This is a genomic window from Pseudomonas chlororaphis subsp. aurantiaca, assembly GCF_013466605.1.
Lineage (GTDB): Bacteria > Pseudomonadota > Gammaproteobacteria > Pseudomonadales > Pseudomonadaceae > Aquipseudomonas > Aquipseudomonas chlororaphis_I.
Map to the genome: position 1 here is coordinate 2,558,565 of NZ_CP059162.1, position 20,640 is coordinate 2,579,204.

12 protein-coding genes and 1 pseudogene are annotated in these 20,640 nt (G+C 61.9%); 7 read left to right on the forward strand and 6 right to left on the reverse strand.

The window, feature by feature from the left end; all coding sequences use genetic code 11:
- Nucleotides 1-98: 98 nt before the first annotated feature.
- The 6 genes and pseudogenes from H0I86_RS11920 to H0I86_RS11945 form a co-directional block, all read left to right on the forward strand.
- Nucleotides 99-8,774, forward strand: a complete 8,676-nt coding sequence (locus H0I86_RS11920) for an Ig-like domain-containing protein (RefSeq protein ID WP_180925156.1) — start codon at nucleotides 99-101, stop codon at nucleotides 8,772-8,774.
- Nucleotides 8,775-9,030: 256 nt separating this feature from the next.
- Complete coding sequence (locus H0I86_RS11925) at nucleotides 9,031-10,545, forward strand: TolC family outer membrane protein (RefSeq protein WP_180925157.1); 1,515 nt, start codon at nucleotides 9,031-9,033, stop codon at nucleotides 10,543-10,545.
- Nucleotides 10,542-12,698 carry a type I secretion system permease/ATPase gene (locus tag H0I86_RS11930; RefSeq protein ID WP_180925158.1) on the forward strand — a complete coding sequence of 719 codons (2,157 nt, stop codon included), beginning with the start codon at nucleotides 10,542-10,544 and terminating at the stop codon, nucleotides 12,696-12,698. Before H0I86_RS11925 ends, H0I86_RS11930 begins: the two co-directional genes overlap by 4 nt.
- Nucleotides 12,699-12,717: 19 nt before the next feature.
- Complete coding sequence (locus H0I86_RS11935) at nucleotides 12,718-13,935, forward strand: beta-barrel domain-containing protein (protein ID WP_180925159.1); 1,218 nt, start codon at nucleotides 12,718-12,720, stop codon at nucleotides 13,933-13,935.
- A gap of 70 nt (nucleotides 13,936-14,005) precedes the next feature.
- Nucleotides 14,006-15,289, forward strand: coding sequence for a tetratricopeptide repeat protein (locus tag H0I86_RS11940; RefSeq protein WP_180925160.1), 1,284 nt, complete (start codon nucleotides 14,006-14,008; stop codon nucleotides 15,287-15,289).
- 129 nt (nucleotides 15,290-15,418) lie between these two features.
- Nucleotides 15,419-15,700, forward strand: a pseudogene (locus H0I86_RS11945) (C4-dicarboxylate transporter DctA); the annotation flags it as partial.
- Nucleotides 15,701-15,712: 12 nt separating this feature from the next.
- Here H0I86_RS11945 and H0I86_RS11950 read toward each other — a convergent pair.
- The 6 genes from H0I86_RS11950 to H0I86_RS11975 form a co-directional block, all read right to left on the reverse strand.
- Nucleotides 15,713-16,153, reverse strand: a complete 441-nt coding sequence (locus H0I86_RS11950; protein WP_180925161.1) for a GNAT family N-acetyltransferase — start codon at nucleotides 16,151-16,153, stop codon at nucleotides 15,713-15,715.
- Between the two features lie 15 nt (nucleotides 16,154-16,168).
- Nucleotides 16,169-16,567: a hypothetical protein gene (locus H0I86_RS11955; protein WP_025809645.1), complete on the reverse strand. Its 399-nt coding sequence runs from the start codon at nucleotides 16,565-16,567 to the stop codon at nucleotides 16,169-16,171.
- Between the two features lie 115 nt (nucleotides 16,568-16,682).
- On the reverse strand, nucleotides 16,683-17,048 hold the full coding sequence (locus tag H0I86_RS11960; RefSeq protein ID WP_180925162.1) for a DUF2784 domain-containing protein: 366 nt from the start codon (nucleotides 17,046-17,048) through the stop codon (nucleotides 16,683-16,685).
- A gap of 36 nt (nucleotides 17,049-17,084) precedes the next feature.
- The gene (gene pcsA, locus H0I86_RS11965; protein WP_180925163.1) at nucleotides 17,085-17,804 is read right to left on the reverse strand and encodes a phosphatidylcholine synthase; all 720 of its coding nucleotides are present in this window, start codon (nucleotides 17,802-17,804) and stop codon (nucleotides 17,085-17,087) included.
- Between the two features lie 303 nt (nucleotides 17,805-18,107).
- Nucleotides 18,108-18,704, reverse strand: coding sequence for an NADPH-dependent FMN reductase (locus tag H0I86_RS11970; RefSeq protein ID WP_180925164.1), 597 nt, complete (start codon nucleotides 18,702-18,704; stop codon nucleotides 18,108-18,110).
- Nucleotides 18,701-19,555 carry a sterol desaturase family protein gene (locus H0I86_RS11975; protein WP_180925165.1) on the reverse strand — a complete coding sequence of 285 codons (855 nt, stop codon included), beginning with the start codon at nucleotides 19,553-19,555 and terminating at the stop codon, nucleotides 18,701-18,703. Before H0I86_RS11975 ends, H0I86_RS11970 begins: the two co-directional genes overlap by 4 nt.
- A gap of 69 nt (nucleotides 19,556-19,624) precedes the next feature.
- Between H0I86_RS11975 and H0I86_RS11980 the strand changes: the two genes are divergently transcribed.
- Entirely contained in the window at nucleotides 19,625-20,584 is a 960-nt protein-coding gene (locus H0I86_RS11980; protein ID WP_180925166.1) for an AraC family transcriptional regulator ligand-binding domain-containing protein, read from the forward strand.
- Nucleotides 20,585-20,640 lie beyond the last annotated feature (56 nt).

Consider the following 20,640-nt stretch of genomic DNA (forward strand, 5'->3'; position numbering starts at 1 on the left):
AGGACCGGTATTGGAAGGAGGTACGACAGTACGAAACCGCCATTGAGTAGCCGTTTCGCTCTGTGCAGGACTTGAATTGAATGTTTAACGGAGTGGTTATGTTACCGATCAAGATCATCGCAAAAGACACTGGGCATCCTCTGGATGTCACGGGCAATAATCTGCTGACAATCAATCGGCCGGCGGTCATCAAGATGTCCACGGCAGCCGAGGATATTCAGTCGGTCAGTCGCGAAGGCGAACGTCTTGTTATCAAGCTCAAGAGTGGTGAAACCATCTCCATCGATGGCTTTTTCGAGGTGGTCGATGGCGTAAAAAGCGATCTGGTGTTCGAAGATCCCAACACTGGTGAGCTGCTGATCGCCGATTACTCGGTCCCTTGGACTGGCGTGTCACTGGTGTCGCTTGAGTCGATCGACTCGCTGCTGGCCGTGGCTGAAGTCGAGTCCACGGGTTGGCTGGCGCCCTTGCTGGGCCTGGCCGCCGTGGGCGGCGCGGTGGCGATTGCCAGCCATCACAGCGGTGGTGGCGGCGGTAGCAGTTCCGATGCGGCGAGTGCCGATCAGGGGCCGACCACACCGTCGACGCCGAGCGTACTGTTCAACAACATGCATGGCCTGACCGGCAAGGCCGATGCCGGGGCGACCATTTCCCTGACCCTGGCCGACGGTACTGTGGTCACAACAGTGGCCGATGATACCGGGCTCTGGCATTTCAACCCCAATCCGCTGGCCGATGGCGAACAGGGTTCCCTGCAAGCCAGCCTGAATGGCGTGCAGAGCGGTTCGACCAGCACCGGCGTGGCTGACGTCACGGCGCCTGCCGAGCCGGTAGTGACCCAGAACAACCAGGATGGCCTGGCCGGTAGCGCCGAGCCGGGCAGCACCATTACCGTCAGTCTTGCCGATGGCAGTACCGTCATTGCAACCGTGGGGGCAGACGGTCAATGGAGCATCATCCCGACCCCACTTACCCCGGGTGTCAGCGGATCAATCATTGTCACTGATGCTGCCGGTAACTCCAGCGCGAGTGTCGAAACCGGAATAATGGGTACCGCGCAACCGGCACCTCCTACGATTGACCAGGACAATAGCAATGGCCTGAGCGGTACCGGCAAGCCGGGCAGCACAGTGACCGTCACACTGCCAGACGGCAGTACTGTCACCACTATTGTCGACGAAAACGGCAACTGGTCCTTCGTGCCGAGCCCGCTGAAACCCGGTGAGCAGGGTACGATCACCATCACTGACGAGTCTGGCAATACCAGCGATGCTGTGGGCACGGGCACCGGCGATCGGACGCCCCCAGCGCCCCCTGTCATTGACCAGGACAATAGCAATGGCCTGAGCGGTACCGGAGAGCCGGGCAATACGGTGACCGTCACACTGCCAGACGGCAGTACCGTCACCACTATTGTCGACGAAAACGGCAACTGGTCCTTCGTGCCGAGCCCGCTGAAACCCGGTGAGCAGGGTACGATCACCATCACTGACGAGTCTGGCAATACCAGCGATGCTGTGGGCACGGGCACCGGCGATCGGACGCCCCCAGTGCCCCCTGTCATTGACCAGGACAATAGCAATGGCCTGAGCGGTACCGGGGAGCCGGGCAATACGGTGACCGTCACACTGCCAGACGGCAGTACCGTCACCACTATTGTCGACGAAAACGGCAACTGGTCCTTCGTGCCGAGCCCGCTGAAACCCGGTGAGCAGGGTACGATCACCATCACTGACGAGTCTGGCAATACCAGCGATGCTGTGGGCACGGGCACCGGCGATCGGACGCCCCCAGCGCCCCCTGTCATTGATCAGGACAATAGCAATGGCCTGAGCGGTACCGGGGAGCCGGGCAATACGGTGACCGTCACACTGCCAGACGGCAGTACCGTCACCACTATTGTCGACGAAAACGGCAACTGGTCCTTCGTGCCGAGCCCGCTGAAACCCGGTGAGCAGGGTACGATCACCATCACTGACGAGTCTGGCAATACCAGCGATGCTGTGGGCACGGGCACCGGCGATCGGACGCCCCCAGCGCCCCCTGTCATTGACCAGGACAATAGCAATGGCTTGAGCGGTACCGGGGAGCCGGGCAATACGGTGACCGTCACACTGCCAGACGGCAGTACCGTCACCACTATTGTCGACGAAAACGGCAACTGGTCCTTCGTGCCGAGCCCGCTGAAACCCGGTGAGCAGGGTACGATCACCATCACTGACGAGTCTGGCAATACCAGCGATGCTGTGGGCACGGGCACCGGCGATCGGACGCCCCCAGCGCCCCCTGTCATTGACCAGGACAATAGCAATGGCTTGAGCGGTACCGGGGAGCCGGGCAATACGGTGACCGTCACACTGCCAGACGGCAGTACCGTCACCACTATTGTCGACGAAAACGGCAACTGGTCCTTCGTGCCGAGCCCGCTGAAACCCGGTGAGCAGGGTACGATCACCATCACTGACGAGTCTGGCAATACCAGCGATGCTGTGGGCACGGGCACCGGCGATCGGACGCCCCCAGTGCCCCCTGTCATTGACCAGGACAATAGCAATGGCCTGAGCGGTACCGGGGAGCCGGGCAATACGGTGACCGTCACACTGCCAGACGGCAGTACCGTCACCACTATTGTCGACGAAAACGGCAACTGGTCCTTCGTGCCGAGCCCGCTGAAACCCGGTGAGCAGGGTACGATCACCATCACTGACGAGTCTGGCAATACCAGCGATGCTGTGGGCACGGGCACCGGCGATCGGACGCCCCCAGCGCCCCCTGTCATTGACCAGGACAATAGCAATGGCCTGAGCGGTACCGGGGAGCCGGGCAATACGGTGACCGTCACGCTGCCAGACGGCAGTACCGTCACCACTATTGTCGATGAAAACGGCAACTGGTCCTTCGTGCCGAGCCCGCTGAAACCCGGTGAGCAGGGTACGATCACCATCACTGACGAGTCTGGCAATACCAGCGATGCTGTGGGCACGGGCACCGGCGATCGGACGCCCCCAGTGCCCCCTGTCATTGACCAGGACAATAGCAATGGCCTGAGCGGTACCGGGGAGCCGGGCAATACGGTGACCGTCACACTGCCAGACGGCAGTACCGTCACCACTATTGTCGATGAAAACGGCAACTGGTCCTTCGTGCCGAACCCACTTCCGGCGGATGAGCAAGGTTCGATCACTGCCACCGACGAGGCTGGTAATGTCAGCGAGGCAACCCCGACTGGCCCAAGCGATCAGACCGCACCGATCATCGAGGAAAGCTCGCTGGATCTGGTGGATAATGTCGGCACAATTACCGGCACCATTGCTCGTGGCGATGTCACCGATGATGCGCAACCGGAGTTCACGGGCGCGTTCGCACCTGGCGACGCGGCGTTGGTTAATGTCTATGACAACGGCGTATTGATCGGCAGTGCCGCAGTGGATGCTTCCGGTAACTGGAGCTTCGTACCGACATTGCCACTGACTGCGGGTGAGCACAGTTTCGTGGCTGAGGCTGTGGACGCTGCGGGTAATGTCAGTGACAAGACGGCGGCCTGGGACTTCACCCTGGCAGGAGACGCTCCGGCGGCACCGGCCATCATTCAAGTGCTGGATGATGTCGGTACGGTCACCGGCGCCTTGCAGAAAGGCGACACCACCGACGATAACGCCTTGACCATCACCGGTACCGGCGCGGCAGAAACGCTGGTCACTGTGTTCGTCAATGGCACCGTTGTCGGCTCTGTCGTGGTCGACGCCAGTGGCAACTGGAGCCTGACCACTGTGGATCTGGGCGCGGACGGTGTGAAAAACATCACGGCACAGGCCTCCGATGCGGCCGGGCAATTGAGCCCGATGACCGGCGAATATTCGGTCACCCTGGACACCCAGGCACCGACTCAACCCGTCCGGGTCGTCGCGACTGACGATCAAGGAGCACAGGTAGGCCCGATTGCCCAGAACGGCGTCACCGACGATGCCATCCCGACCTTCAGTGGCAGCGGTGCGGAGAGTGGGGCGCTGGTCAAGCTCTACGACAACGGTGTCGTCATCGGTTCGACCACGGTCGATGCCAGCGGCAACTGGAGTTACACCGCATCCACCGCATTGGCCGGTGGCGCCCATGCCATCACTGCGACCCTCACGGACAAGGCGGGTAATACCAGCGTTGCCAGCGAGGCACTCAACTTCAGCGTCGAAACCGGTGAAGTGGTGGTCAGCATCGTCAAGGCCGTCGACAGCGTCGGCAGCATCCAGGGGGATGTCGCCAGCCGTGGCCTGACCGACGACGCCACGCCGACGCTGGTCGGTACTGCGACCGCCGGTGCTCTGGTCACCGTCAGCGAGGCTGGCAAGGTCCTGGGCAGCGTGACGGCCGATGCTTCCGGCAACTGGAGCCTGGAACTGCCGACGCAGACCGAAGGCCTGCACACCTATACCGCCGTAGCGCGCAATGGTGCCGGTACCGAAGGCTCGGCCGATTTCACGCTGGATATCGACCTGACCGCGCCATCCGCACCCGTGGTATCCGGTGCGTTCGATGACGTGGGCGTGTACCAGGGGCAACTGGCGCAGAACGGTTTCACGGATGACACCACCCCGACCCTGACGGGCAGCGGCAATGCCGGCGACACGATCAAGGTCTACGACAACGGCACCTTGCTGGGCAGTGTGACGGTATCCGCCGAGGGCGCCTGGAGCTTCACCCCATCGACGCCGCTGGCTCAGGGCGCTCATAGCCTGACCGCCACCCAGTCCGATGCGGCCGGTAATGAAAGCGTGGCCAGTGCTGCGGTTTCGTTCACTGTCGATACGACTGCGCCAACCGCCACCGTGCAGATCACGGCCATTGACCAGGACACCGACGTGCCGGGTGATTTCATCACCTCCGATACTTCCCTGAGCCTGTTTGGCACGCTGTCCACGGCGCTGGGCGCCAACGAGAAGGTGCAGATCAGCATCAACGACGGTAGCACCTGGTTCGATGTGGTCGTGAGCGACCTCAACTGGCGTTATGACGATGCCCGGGTGTTGACCGATGGCCTGCACAATTATCAGGTGCGCGTCATTGACGCGGCTGGCAACGTCGGCTCGCAAGCCTCGCAAGCGGTGGTCATCGATACCGGTATCGGCATTGGCCTGAACATCACCGATATCACTCCGGATTCGGGTGTGTTGGGTGACTTCATCACCAGCGCCACCAGCATTGCCGTCAAGGGCACGCTGAGCCAGGAGCTGCCAAGCGGTGCACGGGTACAAGTGTCCAGCGACGGTGGCCTGACCTGGGCCAATGCCGCCACCACCGGTACGAGCTGGATTTTCGAAGATCCGACCGTACACGGCGACTCCGTTGTGGTTTATCAAGCGCGTGTGGTTGCAGCCGGCGGCGAAGTGGTGGATACGGCCAGCCAGGAGGTCACCTTCGACACCGCGGCACCTGCGGCTTCCGCTCTGATCGAATCGATCACCGAAGACCGCGGCGCCAGTCCGAGCGACTTCATCACCAACGACAATCGCCTGGTGATCAACGGCTCCCTGAGCGATGCCGCCGAGGCTACCGATCGGGTCGAAGTCAGCCTCAACGGTGGCAACACCTGGGAAATGGCCGCTTTCGAAAACGGGAAGTGGAGCCTGGACATGACCGACCGCGAGCTGGCCGATGGCACTTACATCGTCCAGGCGCGTGTGGTAGATGCGGCGGGTAACCGTGGCACCATCAGCAGCCAGGTTCTGGTCATCGATACTGTCGGCCTGGGCGCCAACGGCATGACCTCGAGCTTCACCGTCGCCACCGACACCGCGGTCGGTATCAGCAACGGTCATAGCACTGCCGAAACGGCCACCAACAGCGACCTGATTACCCGTGATACCACGGTCACTGTATCTGGCACGCTGAACACCGCACTGCAAACGGCGCAGCACTTGCAAATCTCGTTCGACAACGGCCAGAGCTGGGTTACCGTGTTGTCGTCCAGCGGTTCGCTGTGGACCTACACGCTGCCTGAGTTCGCCCAAAGCCAGACACTGAACGTGAAGATGCAGCTGGTCGATACTGCCGGTAACGTCGCCACGGGCACCAGTTTCAACGACTACACCGTGGTCGTGGATCTGGATGCACCGGAACCCGTCACTGTCGCTCCGGTCGTGGCTTCGGCCGTTACCACGGGCGCCGCGTTGTCGTTCGCCAGCGATGTCCATGGTCGTGTCGAGTCCGGCGCGCTCATTGCACTGGTCGAAGACAGCAACAAGGACGGTGTCTACAGCGAAGGCGTCGACAAGATCCTGGGTTACGCAACGGCGGATGCCCAAGGCGACTGGCGCATTGATGCCGCGTTGAGCAAGGGCAACCACTCGATCGGCTTCGTGGTCTGGGATGCTGCCGGTAACCGCTCCAATATCAGCGATCTGGTGCAAGTGACTGCCAGCGATGCGACAACCGCCGGCAGCCGGGTGCTGCAGACAACCTGGGGTGGCACCGCCAGTGGCGCGCAGAATGGCTTGAACGCCGCTGCGGTGACCGTCAACGAAGACGGTACTTGGTCGTTCTTCCAGAGTTCGATGTCGCAGAGCGGCGGTGCAATGGCCAATGCCGGTTATGTCTATAGCGGCGTTGACGATCAAACCTATACCGCCACTTACCTGGCGGAACCGACTGGGGTCAACAATCACGACTTCGGCGGGGTCATCAGCCAGGCTGTCTTTGCGGACTACAACCGTGATGGCTTGCAGGACGTCATGAGCCAGACCAGCAGCAGTACCCGCAATACGGCGCTGTGGACAAAAAATAGCGACGGCACCTATACGGGTACATCGCTGTCCCTTGGAAATGCGGGGGTCTTGGGAATTGGTGCCAGTGGTGCCGAAACCCATGTCGGTGGTGTTGTGGCTTACGACGCTCAAGGCGACGGTTATCTGGACTTCGCATTTGCAGGTTCCACTGACACCGACCCCTATATCAAGGTCAGTAATAACCAAGGAACGTTGAGCTATTCGACAGAAGGCGGCGCTCGTTTTGCCCATGAAATCAGCGCGGTCGACGTCAACAACAACGGTACGGTGGAACTGGCGGGTCACTCAGCCTACGACTGGCTCAAAGGTTTGTCGGTCCAACTGAGCAATGCGGACGGAAGCATCGCCTCTACCTATAACCAGGGAGGTGTGTTCCGCCGGGACAGTCAGCTCGACGATAGTAACCTGCCGATCTCCATGACCTGGGCGGACTTCAACGGCGACGGTTACCTGGACCTGTTCATCAGTCGCAGCCTGGGTGACGACCGTGCAACCGATACTGACGAAAGCCGCATCTACCTCAACCTTGGCAACGATGCCAACGGTAACTGGCTGGGGATGAGTCAGAACGAGCAGTCGTTGAAATTTGGCGACAGCATGGATGGCGGTGCTTCGTTCGCCGTGGACTGGAACCACGATGGGCAGATGGACGTTATCGAGGTGCCACGTCGCAATGCGACTGACAGCGCAGCCCAGACAGGCTCGCCTACGGTGTACCTGAACCAGGGCGACAACGTCTGGAGTGGCACCGGGCAGTCCCTCAGTGGTATCACGACCTACGACAACATCACCGGTGCAACGGCAGTGGACTATGACTGGGACGGCGCGGTCGACCTGATCATGTACCGTGCCGGCAGCACCAGTGCCGGCCTGCATGCGGATACCGCCACCTCGATCCTGGTCAGGAACGAAAACGTGGTGGCCGACGGCACCAGCCTGCATATCCGTATCCTGGACAAGAACGGTCTGAACGTGTTCTACGGCAACACCGTCAAGCTGTACAACTCGGCGGGGGACTTGGTTGCAACCCAGATCATCAACCCGCAGTCCTCGGCATCGAGCAACAGCCAGGGCCTGGTGAACTTCTACGGCCTGGACGCCAGCGAGACGTACTCGGTGCAGTTGTTGCGCACCGAGAACAGCACCATCAACCATGTGGGTGCCTCGACCTATCAGCAGAACTATGTCAATGGCACGGTGAATCTGAACTGGGGCGGGCTGACGACCGGTGCGGCGCACGATGCCTATGTGCTGACGGCGGAGTCGACCGCGGCGGTCAACGACAGCATCGGTGAGTCGGGGATGGTCGGGACCGGTTACAACGACACTTTCTTCGGTTCCGAAGGCAACGACACCATCACCGGTGGCGGAGGCTGGAACACCGCCATGGACGGTACCCAGACCTGGAGCGCGACGCAGGGCATGGACGTGGTCGACTACAGTCGTGCCACCCTGGCCATGCAGATCAACCTGGAGTCGGGTGTGGCGATCGGCATGGGGACTGACACCCTGATCAGCATCGAAGGCATCATCGGCAGTGCGTACGCCGACAGCATCACCGACAGTTCGGCCAACAACCGGATCGAAGGCGGCGCTGGCAACGATGTGATCTACCTCACCAATGGCGGCAATGACACGTTGCTGTACAAGGTGTTGGACGCCAGCAATGCCGCCGGTGGCAATGGTAGCGATCAGATCTACAGCTTCCACGTAGGCAATGTGCTCACCGACGGTAATGCCGATGTCATCGATGTCAGCGAACTGCTGGGCTACAAAGGCACGGCGGGGCTGTATCAGGACCAGGGTGTGACCAAACTGGACAGCGCCTCTACCGAGTTGCTGGACTACCTGAAAGTGCAGGTCGTGGGTAACGATACGGTTATCAGCGTTGATCGTGATGGTGCCGGGGCTGAGTTCGGCTTCAGCTCCATCGCCACGCTGGTCGATGTCAAGACCGACCTGTTGACCCTGCTGCAAAACCACCAGTTGGTGGTGTGATGTAAAGACACTTTCTCGGCCGACGGATCGGCCGGGGAAGGTTTGGTATGAGAAAAACGCAGACGATAAGTCTGCGTTTTTTTTCGCCCATCCAAAAACCTGACCTGCGGCAACAGTGCCGATCGTAAGTCTGGCCCAGGTTTTTCGTGATGGACATTGCGCCTTATCAGGTTGCTTACGCTTTAGGGTTTACCCTACAGATCCCGCCGTGTGGGGTTCTTACCATGGAGACCTTGCTTCATGGAGGTCTACCACAATGCGTTACAAATATTGGAAATCAGGCCTGATCACTGTTGTATCGTCGATCGCCTTGCTGGGCTTTTCCGAACAGGTGATTGCTGATACATCACCTCGTTCCCAGGCGCAGAAGCACATCGTCTGCAATCCGCAATGTGCACAGGTAAGCACTTCTCCAGCGCCAGCCCCGCGGCCGGTTCAATCGATACCTGCGCAGCCTGTATACAAGCAGTCGGGCACCACGGGTAAACGTAATCCGTTCTCCTATGACCGTTTGCCGGCAATGGACGGCAAGGCCGCACGCGCGCCGTTCGCTTCGGCAAACCAGGCACCGGTGCAAGCGGATGATTTATGGCAAGTCGTCTCGCTGGCGGTCAGTCATTACCCATCGATTCGTGATGCGGCGTCGGTCCTTGAGGAGCAACGTGAAGGCATCGACGTTGCACGCGCCGGATACCTGCCAAAAGTGGACGTGGGCATCAGTTCCGGCCGGCAGAGTTTCGGCAGCAACGGTCAGGCCCTGTCGCTCACGGCCAGCCAGATGCTGTATGACTTCGGCAAGGTTGGCGGTGCTGTCACCGAGGCCGAATCCAACGTCGTGCTGCAACAAGTGAAATGGCAGGGCGAGATCGACGACATTGCCCTGCAGGCCGCGGAGGCGGTGATCGAGGTTCGTCGCTACGAAGCGCTGGTCAATGCCGCCCAATCGCAAAAAGAACAACTGAAAAAACTGCAGCAACTGGCTGCGCGCCGGGTCAGCGAAGGGGCCAGCACCCAGGCCGACCTGATCCAGGCGCAATCGCGGGTCGAGGCGGCCGAAGCGTCGCTGCTCGCCAGCCAGACTCAACTGAGCCAGCAACGTAGCAAGCTGCGCACTCTGATTGGCCAGGAGCCGCTCAATAAGATTGCGGTGCCCGAGAATCGTTTGGTCCAGGCCCTGGCAACCATTGATCCCGATGTGGAAATGACCATTGGGGTGCAGCAGGCCGAAGCCGAATGGAGTGTCGCCCAGGCGCAGGTCAGCCAGGCCCGAGCCAACGCCAAGCCGACCGTATCCCTGGATGCGGGCGTCGACAAGTACCTGGGCAATGTCCCCACCGGTCGGGACGAATACGCCTACACCCTGACCGTCAGCGTCAAGCACAGTCTGTTTGACGGCGGTGCGCCATCGGCGCGGATTCGCGGGGCGGGCCAGGCAGCCCGTGCCGCCGAAGAGCGCATCCATACCCGCAAGCTCGAAGCCCAGAATTCCTGGTTCCGCTTGCAAGAACAAATGGCCGGGCTGTCGAGCCGGATCAAGGTGCTGGGTGACCGCTACAAAAGCATGGTCGATACCCGTGCGCTGTACGAACAGCAATACCTGGCGCTGGGTACGCGGTCCTTGCTCGATCTGTTGAACGCCGAACAGGAAATCTTCCAGGCCCAGACCGACCAGGAAAACTCCCGGCACGACCTTTGGCTGGCCCAGGTGAACTACATCAATGCCACCGGCCATATGCGCAACGTATTTGCCCTGATGGGAGCTTCATCATGACCACTATCCCCAAAGCCGATTCCCCGACCGTTGTGGCGGATGTAGCAAACCCTTGGTTGGACGCCATGCTGCAAGTGGCCCGGCATTATCGGCTGGAGACCTCGGCAGAGCGTGTACGCGTCATGCTCGACTGGCAAGCCGAGCATCCGGCCGATGTACAGCTCAAGCAGATGGCCCGCGACATGGGCATGTCGCTGTGCTTCGAGAAGCTCGACAAAGGCATCCTGGACCCCTGGCGCCTGCCGGTGGTGGCTGAGTTCGACAACGGTCAGGTCGGCGTCATTGAAAGTGTCGACAACGGCCAGTTCGCCGGTGTGCGTTTGAGCGGTGAGCAGGGTGTGCTGCAGGCCTTGCCGGTAGACGAGATCTGCGCGCGGGTGCAACGGGTTCTGCTGTTGCGCCCGGAGGTGTCGGCGCCGGATGCCCGGGTCGACGACTACATCAAGCCTTATGAGGCCAACTGGTTCTGGAAACTGGCGCTGCACGACTGGCGGCGGTACTCCGATGTGATGCTGGCTTCGCTGATCGCCAACGTCCTGGCCCTGGCCGCCATGCTGTTTTCGATGCAGATCTACGATCGGGTGATTCCGGCCCAGTCCGAGCCGACCCTGTGGGTACTGTTCGGCGGGGTGGTCATAGCGATCGTTTTCGAGTTCTGCATGCGTCTGTCGCGCACCCATCTGACCGACAAGATCGGCAAGCGCGCCGACCTGCGGATTTCCGATCGGGTCTTCGGTCATGCGCTGCGCATCCGTACCCAGGACCAGTCGAAATCCACCGGCTCCTTCATCTCGCAGATCCGCGAACTGGAGCAGGTGCGTGAGTTGATCACGTCCACCACAGTGAATGCCTTGGCGGACCTGCCGTTCTTCTTCCTGTTCCTCGGTGTGCTGTGGTATGTCGGCGGGATGATGGCCCTGGTACCGCTGGCGATCCTGCCGTTGCTGATCATTCCCGGCCTGTTGGCCCAGCGCTGGTTGGCCAAGTACTCCAAGGAAGGCATGCGCGAGGCTTCGTTGCGCAATGCGATTCTGATCGAAGCGGTCCAAGGCAACGAAGACATCAAGCTGCTGCGCGCCGAGCAGCGCTTCCAGACCCAGTGGAACCACCTCAATCAGGTCTCGGCCGACATCAGCATGCGCCAGCGCTTCATCACCGGTGCCTTGATGACCTGGACCCAGGAGCTGCAATCGCTGGTGTATGTGCTGGTGATTCTGGTGGGCTGCTTCATGGTCATCAGTGGCGACCTGACCACGGGGGCCTTGATCGGTACCTCGATTCTGTCGTCGCGGATGATTGCGCCCCTGGCTCAGCTGTCCGGTGTCATGTCGCGCTGGCAGCAGGCCAAGGTCGCGCGTGAAGGCCTGGATGAGTTGATGAAACGCCCGGTCGACCAGCCCCTGCATAGCAAGATGTTGCACCGTCCGGTGATCCAGGGCGACTACCGCTTCGAGGGCGTGAAGTTCCGCTACGAGCAGCAGCAGAAGCAGCCATCGCTGGAAATCCCGGGCTTGACGATCAAGGCCGGCGAGAAAGTGGCGATCCTGGGCCGCAACGGCGCAGGCAAGTCGACCCTGCTGCATCTGTTGTCCGGCTTGCAGGCCCCCCAGGAAGGAAACGTACTGCTGGACTCATTGAACCTGTCGATGATCGACCCCTATGACGTGCGCCGTGATGTGGGCTTTCTCAGCCAGCAGGCATCGCTGTTCTTCGGCTCGCTGCGGGACAACATCATCATGGGTAAACCCATGGCCACTGACGACGAGATCATTCAGGCCCTGACCTTGAGTGGCGCGTTGTCCCTGGTGCAGTCGCTGCCCGATGGCCTGGATCACCTGATCCGTGAGGGTGGCAAGGGCCTGTCCGGCGGCCAGCGGCAAATGCTCTTGCTGGCTCGTACGCTGATCCGCAACCCCCGCGTGCTGCTGTTGGACGAGCCGACTGCCTGGCTCGACGAACTCAGCGAACAGCACCTGATTGAAAAGCTGCTGCCGTGGCTCGCAGGCCGCACGCTGATCGTCGCCACGCACCGGCCGGCCGTCCTCAAGTGGGTGGACCGCATCATCGCGGTCGACAAGGGCCGAGTGGTTCTGGACGACACCAAACACATCGTTATCAGCCAGATGAGCAAGCCGCGCGCGTCCGCTGCCTGATCGCTGAACGGGAGAGATTATGAACATCAAATTACCTTCATCCGATCGCTTGAACCCGATCAATTTCAGCCTGACCCGTCCGGACCTGTTCGAAGCCCACAGCCGCCTTCCCCGGGCATCCTGGTTCGTCTGGCTGACCTTCGCCGGCCTCGCCTTGCTGCTGGTCTGGGCGTACTGCTTTACCCTCGACGAGGTCTCCAGTGGTACCGGGAAAGTGATTCCCAGCTCGCGGGAACAGGTCATTCAATCCCTCGAAGGCGGGATTGTGGCGCAACTCAACGTCAAGGAAGGCGACGTGGTTCAGGCCGGGCAAGTGCTTGCGCAACTGGACCGCACACGTTCCGAGTCTTCGGTGGACGAAAGTTCCTCCCGAGCCCGTGCCGCCCTGGCAACGGCCACCCGCTTGCGTGCGGAAGTCGAGGGGAGCGATCTGGCGTTTCCCGACTATGTCATGGAGGACCCGGCCCTGGTACGTTCGGAAACGGCGTTGTTCAAGTCGCGTAAAGACAGCCTGGCCAAGAGCCTGGCGGGTATTCAGGAAGCCCTGGCCCTGGTCAAGCGGGAGCTGGTGATGACCGAGCGGCTGGCCAAGATGGGCGCGGCCAGCAACGTCGAAGTCCTGCGCCTCAAGCGCCAGGCCAACGAACTGGAAATGAAGGCCAACGATACGCGCACCCAATACCTGGTGCGTTCGCGTGAAGAACTGGCCAAGGCCAATGGTGAAGTCGAGGCCCAGCAATCGGTGACCCGTGGGCGTGCCGACATGCTGTCGCGCCTGACCGTGGTGTCGCCGGTGCGCGGCGTGGTGAAAGACATTGAGGTCAACACCGTGGGCGGTGTCGTCCCGCCGAACGGCCGGCTGATGGTGATCGTGCCGATCGAGGATCAATTGCTGGTCGAGGCGCGGATCTCGCCGCGGGATGTTGCCTTCCTGCATCCAGGCCAGCGGGCCACGGTGAAGATCAGCGCCTATGACTACGCCATTTACGGTGGCCTGGAAGGTGAAGTGGTGACGATCTCGCCAGACACCATCCAGGATGATGTCAAACGCGATGTCTATTACTACCGGGTCTTTGTCCGCACCCAAAGCGACTCGCTGTTCAACAAAAGTGGAGAAGCCTTCCCGATCTTTCCCGGGATGATCTCCACCGTGGACATTCACACCGGTGGCAAAACGGTTTGGGAATACCTGGTCAAACCGCTCAACAGGGCTCGCGAAGCCTTGCGCGAACGTTAAGCATCACCTGTTCCATACAACACATTTGCACGCTGGGCTGGCCTTCGGGCGGCCCAGCGAGGACCTTGTCATGTCTAAAAAAGCTCGAAAACCCGGTATTCCGGCAATCCGCAATTCGGCGCAGTTATTGGTCGAAACCGCTGGCAAGCGCGCCAAGGCTCTGCATCAGCAAGGGCGCTACGAAGAGGCACTCAATGTATGCCAGCAGGCAATCCGCATGACTCCTGGACTGACGCAGGCCTGGATCGATGCGGCGGTCAATTGCCTGAAGCTCGAGCGTTGGCAACAGGCAGTGGGCTATGCCGAACAGGCACTGGCGCGTGGAGGCCATGGTTTTGCCTTGTTCGACGCCTTGTCCCATGGGCATGGCGCTTTGCGGCAATGGGAGGACGTCAGGAAGTACGGCTTGATGGCCCTGCAACTGCGGGATCAGCGTTTCGGCGTGACGCCAGCGGCGCCCCATATGGCACCGGAAATGCCGCCTTTGCCTTCCGCGCAAACGCGGGATAAGAACATCATCGCGTTCTCGTTGTTCGGTGCCGACTCCAAGTATTGCGAAACGGCAGTGCTCAACGTGATTGAGCAACCGATGATCTATCCGCATTGGACATGCCGTTTTTATATCGACGACAGCGTGCCATCGAGCGTGGTCGAAAGGCTGGTCGCAGCAGGAGCGCAAGTCATACAGGTCGATGAGCAGGCCCATGGCTGGCCCGGCCCGATGTGGCGGTTCCTCGCGCTGCAGGATGAGCACTTGCACCGAGTGCTGTTCCGGGACGCTGACTCGGTGATTTCGACCCGAGAGGCCGAGGCGGTCGAGGAGTGGTTGCACAGTGATTGCCGGTTCCACTGCATGCGTGATTGCGCCACCCATACCGAGCTGATGCTGGCGGGGCTGTGGGGCGTGGTGGCCGGTGCTCTACCGCCATTGGAGCAGTTGACGCAATCGTTCTTCAGCGCCGGTGTCGAGTCGCAGCATTTCGCGGATCAGTATTTCCTGCGCCAGTACGTCTGGCCTTATGCACGGCAGAGCCTCCTGCAGCATGATTCGATGTTCGGTTTCATGCAGGCGCGGACTTTTCCGGGTGGCCTCATGCCGGCCGATTTTCATGTCGGCTATGCCGAAGGATCACCGCTGTTCAAGGCCCGGACGGAATGGGCTGATGGCACCCCGGTGCAATGGACACTACTGCTCAAACAAGCGGAGCAAGAGGTCGTGGTCTGTCGCTATCCTGGCGTGGTGAAGGAGGGGCTGGTAACCGCGCATATCCCGGCGCGGTTTGCCAGGATGATCAGTAGCACGGAGGCGGAGATCAGGTTGACACGGTCCGTTGAAAGGCATGGAGGCGTATAGCTTCCGCAGGAGCAAGGGAGGGAACGGGTCCTGGTGCGCGATGAACGATAACTCGGTGGTAAAGGCATTCCACGTCGCGGCGATTGCGGGCAAGTCGGATCGCCGCCCGCTCGCTCCTACGGCTGGGGGGCGGCGACCCTGGCGTCGCTGGGCACCATTCCGGTGGCAGGCATGGTGCTGCTGTTGGGCGTCGACCGCTTCATGTCGGAAGCACGGGCGATCACCAACACCATCGGCAACGGGGGCGGCACCCTGGCCATCGCCAAATGGGTGGGTGCGCTGGACACGGTGAAGATGCACAAGGCGTTCAATGGCGAAGTGAAGGAGCCGCAGCCTGCGCCTGACAGCACGCCGCCAGCGAAAGGGACAGGCACCTTGCTGCCCGGCCTTGAGAAAGCCTCCCGGGCCTAGCGTTCGGGCCGCCTACAAAACCTTGCTCATGAATACCCGGCTGCTGCCTTCGGGGTCGCAGGGGATTTCGCCGAAGCGTTGCCAGCCGTGTTTTTCGTAGAAGGACGGCGCCTGGAAGCTCAGGGTGTAGAGCACGGCCGAGCGGCAGCCGCGGCGCCGGCCTTCGTCTTCGCACGCCTGCAGCAGCTGGGCGCCGAGGCCCGCGCCGCGCAGGCTGTCGGGCAGGTAGAACAGGTCGATGAACAGCAGGCCCAGGGAGGTGCGCCCACTGATGCCGCCCAGGACCTGGCCGGTTTCCGGGTCCTTGAGTTCCACGGCCAGGGGCTGCCGATCGTTGTAGCCGGTCATCTGCTCATTGAAGGTGGCGAGACCGTGATCAAGCAGGGTTTCGAAGGTGCTGTCGAGGGTGTCGCTGATGACGATCGAAGGGCTGGTCGTGACAGTGGGTTTCATAGGGGGTATTCCAGTTCAGGCGTCGCGCAACAGGTCGTGGGCGTCGAGCAGGCGGTAGGCGATTTCCGGGTTCTTCTCCAGGCCACGGCGGATCGCGGCGGGGATCGATTGGCGGGTCTTGCGGCACAGGCCCGGCAGCTCGTCGAGCTGGATGGCGATGCCGCGCATGCTGCGTACTTCGTTGAAGCTGGGGGCGATCTGCACGCGGATGCCCAGCAGTTCGTACATCCGTCGCTGCATGTGTTCGAGGTCGCTCAGGCTTTGCAGGTTCTCCAGCCGGTCGAGCAGGCGTTTTTCTTCCTGGCGGGTCAGGCCGAGGATGCGCAGGTCGGTGCCAGGGGTTTGCAGCAGGCGCTCGCGGTCGCAGTCACAGGCGCCGGGTGGGCAAGGCTGGCGGATCTGGAAATCGGGCATCTATGGACTCCACTCGAAGCGATCGCCGATCGCCGTTGCCCATTGGGTTGCCTGGAAATATACACAGACGGGGTGGGGTGTGGCGCGGGATTCGCCAGCCACGCCGTCGGTTTTTTCAAGGCTGCCGGCGCCGCCACCACAGCCGCCCGTAGACCAGGGCGTTGATCAGCAGCACCAGCGCGCCGAGGCCCAGCTGGATCTGCGGTGTCAGCCCGGCCGGGTAGATCAGCGGGATCAGGTAATGTTCGATGAAGCCGTCGCCATAACCCTGCTGGCCGGCGCCGTGGCGCATGCGGTTTTCCCAGTCGGTCAGCGGGCAGGGCAGGTGGAAGACCTCGACCGCCACGCCCCAGGCCGCGGCGGGCAGGTGCAGCCAGGCCAGGCGCGGCCACTTGAGCACCAGCAGGCCGCCGAAGAGCACGAACAGGATGAAGGCCAGGTGCAGTGATACCAGGGTGTCGGCGGCGAAGCGGTAGAGCATGTCGAGTCTCGTTGCGGTCAGGGGTACGGCAGGGGGTCAGGTGCGTGCGCGGTCGAACCAGCCCAGCGCGGTGCGCCAGATGCAGATGCCCAGGAAGTACGCCGACATCGCCAGCCACAGGCCCATCACCCAGAGGCCATTGTAGGGATGGTTGATCACCAGCGACAGGCTGCACAGCAGCCAGATGGCGGTCACCGCGATGTTCACCGGCATGAAGCGGCGCACGCGGAAGGGGTGGAGGAATTTCATCCGGGTCAGGGTCAGCAGCGCCAGGACCACGATGCTCGAAAGGCTCAGCCAGGGCGTCGGGGCAAGGATGTACAACGCTAGCGCCACCACGTTCCAGGCCGCGGGAAAGCCGACGAAATAGTTGTCCTTGCTCTTCATGTTGACGTTGCAGAAGCAGAACAGCGACGACACCAGGATCACCGAGGTCGCCAACAGCGCGCTGTAGTCCGGCAGCGGGATGTAGCGATAGATGAACAGCGCCGGGATGAACACATAGGTCAGGTAGTCGATCACCAGGTCCAGCACCGAGCCGTCGAAATGCGGCAGCACCGACTGCACATTGACCTTGCGCGCCAGCGAGCCGTCGACCCCGTCGACGATCAGCGCCACGCCCAGCCACAGCAGGCAGGCCTTGGGCTGGTTGTCGAACAGCGCCAGGGTGGCGAGGAAGGCCGTGACCACGCCGGTAGCGGTGAATCCATGGGCGCCCCAGGCTTTGAGACTGGCGATGTGTCGGGTCGTTATCACGGGTGTTCTCCAGGAAATGAAACCAGCCGTACGACGCCCCATTGGAAGAAACGGGGGCTTATCGCCAAACCTGGCCAGACTGCATCTATCGACCGGGCAGGCGGCGATAAGGTTCACCGCTGCCCATGTCTTTGTCAGGCCGCTCATGGACTTGCCGGCGTGCAGCATGGCGTCCAGGCCCGTGGCGGCTCCTAAGACTGTAGCCACAGTTTGGCGGGGGCGGGCCCTGGCGAACGCGAATTTCTCCGCGGCGCTGGGGGAGGCAGGGCACCCACCGGGGCATTCACTTCCGGTGTCGCGGTGCTACATCCCGTTGGCGAAGGGCACGGCCCGGATGTCGATGCGCGAGCGCAGGTGCTTCATCGCGCCGGCGTATTCGGCCAGGACTTCCAGGGTCCAGTCGGCGCGAGCGCGCAGGTGGCGTTCTTCGGGCGTGGGTTCGGAATGGGCATTGAATGCGCCTTCCACCTGGCGAACGATCAGCTGTTCCGGCAGGTAGCAGATCCGGCAGTTCTTGTAGCTGGAGGCCCGCAGCTCGGCGAGGGGGTAGGCGCCACCGAGGCCGGCCGAGACCCCGACCAGCAACGCCGGCTTGTGCCCCAGCTCGGTGTGGCTGGCATACACGAAGAGATTCTTGATGGCCGGGCAGGCCATGCCGTTCCACTCCGGCGTCACCACCACCAGCGCGTCGGCCTGGCGCAAGCTGGCCGAGTATTGGCTCCAGGTGTCGTTCGAGTCCGGGCTTGGCCAGAGCGGCAAGGGCGAGCGCCCGAGGTCGAGCAGCGTGACCTGCTCGCAGAGTTTCAACTGTTGCAGGCGTTGGCCCAGGTAATGGGCGACCTTGGCCGACTGGCTGTCGAGCTGGCTGGAGCCGGCGAGCAGCGTGATATGCAAGCTCATTGCACCACCTCCTGCTTGGTTTCGGGACGCGCCACGGGTTTGGGCGAACGCACCAGCGGCCAGAACAGTTCCTGCTGCCAACTGATGGGGCGCAAATCCTCGATGCCATAGGCGCTGGGCCGGCTGCGGGTGATTTTCGCGGTGCCGAACAGCACATCCCAGAAGAACAGCAGATTGCCGAAATTGCCCTTGTAGTGGGTCACCCCGTCATGGGCATTCAAACCGTGGTGGGCGGAGTGGGTGGAAGGGGTCGAGATGGTCCGCTCCAGCAGCCACATCAGCGGGCGCAGGGCCGGGATGCGATAGAGCCTGTCGTCCCAGGCGACGCTGCTGTGGGCGGCGAAGATCACCGTCATCTTGACGATCAGGTAGCCGTAGTAGACCGGCGCCAGGCCCATGTAGATGAGCAGGCCGGAGAGCCAGATACCCGGCATCAGCAGGTAATAGAAGCTGTTGTTGCGGTAGACGATGCGGATGCTCATGTACGGCGCCGAATGGTGCGCGCGGTGCAGCGCATAGAGGAACGGCAGGCGGTGGGTCAGGCGATGCCACCAATACTGGGTCATGTCATCGAGCAGCAAGAACAGCGCCGCGCCCGCCACCCAGTGCAGGTCGCCCAGGCTGTTCTTCAGGGACGGCGCGAAGGTGTCGAGCAGCAGGGTGCTGAGGAACATCACCAGGGGGAAGGTGAGGCCGAGCAACAGCGAGGAACCGATGATCTCGATCAGCACATCGCGGCGCTGACCCTTGGGCTGGCGAAAGCAGGTACAGGCGATTTCCAGGAGGATGAAACCGAGGAAAATCCCGGCCACGACCAGGATTGGATTGTTGGCGAGCATTGTTGTATTCATGGCAATCTCGAGTCAGGCCCGACATGGGCATTGCCCGAACAATAAGAAACCAAGAGCCGCCCGGACCCTATGCGCGAACTGGACAAAAACACTGGCGAAGAGGCCAATCAACCGGTCCGCCGCTTTCACCGGGGCCAGCTCGGCCGGGTGCTGGAACGGGTGCTGCAACGCCAGACCCGCGGCGACCGCCAGGATTACAACCTGCTCGAGCTCGAACAATTGTGGCGCCTGGCGGCAGAGCGCGACCCGGCCATCGGCCTGCGCCTGTTCGGCGAATTCACCCCCCAGGACCTGCACGTACTGGCCTACATCTGCCTGTACTGCCCGGACGTGCGCGGCGCCATGCAATGCTGGGCCGACTACGCCGCGCTGGCCTCGGACATGGACAGCCTGAGGCTGGTCCGCGACGGCGATCTGCTGGGCGTCGAACTGTGCATCGACGCCCCCGCCAGGCTGACCCGCTACGTGGTGGAGCATTACTGCGTCATGGCCCTGACCCAGATGCGTCACGGCACCGGGCAACCTGTGCGGCCGGTGCGCGCCTGTTTCAGCCATCCTCGGCCGGCTTACCACGCTGAATATCGCCAGTGGTTCGGCGATAACCTCGAATTCGATTGTCCGCGCAACTGCCTGTACTACGACCAGGCCACCCTGCGCCTGCCGCTGCTGACGCGCCACGCCGGCATGCAGGAGTTGCTGCGCAGCGAGCTGGACCGGCGCCTGGCCCAGCGCCTGCAACTGGGCGGCTGGACCGGCAAGGTCGCGGCCAGCATGCGCGACAGCCTGGCCCGTGGCGTGGTGCCGAGCCTGGAGAACCAGGCCGAGGCGCTGTACCAGAGCCCGCGCACCCTGCGTCGGCGCCTGGAAGAGCAGGGCATGACCTTTCGCCAGTTGCTCGATCAGGTCCGCGCTGAGCTGGAGCAGCAGCTGGAGTTTCTCGGCGAGAGCCGCGCCCAGGTGGCGGCCCAGCTGGGTTACGGCGACCTCGCGGCGTACCTGCATGCCCGCAAACGCTGGAAGCGCGACTGAATCCAGCACGCGCGCGACATCACAGCAGGCGTTGTATGGATTCCCAAAAGGAATCC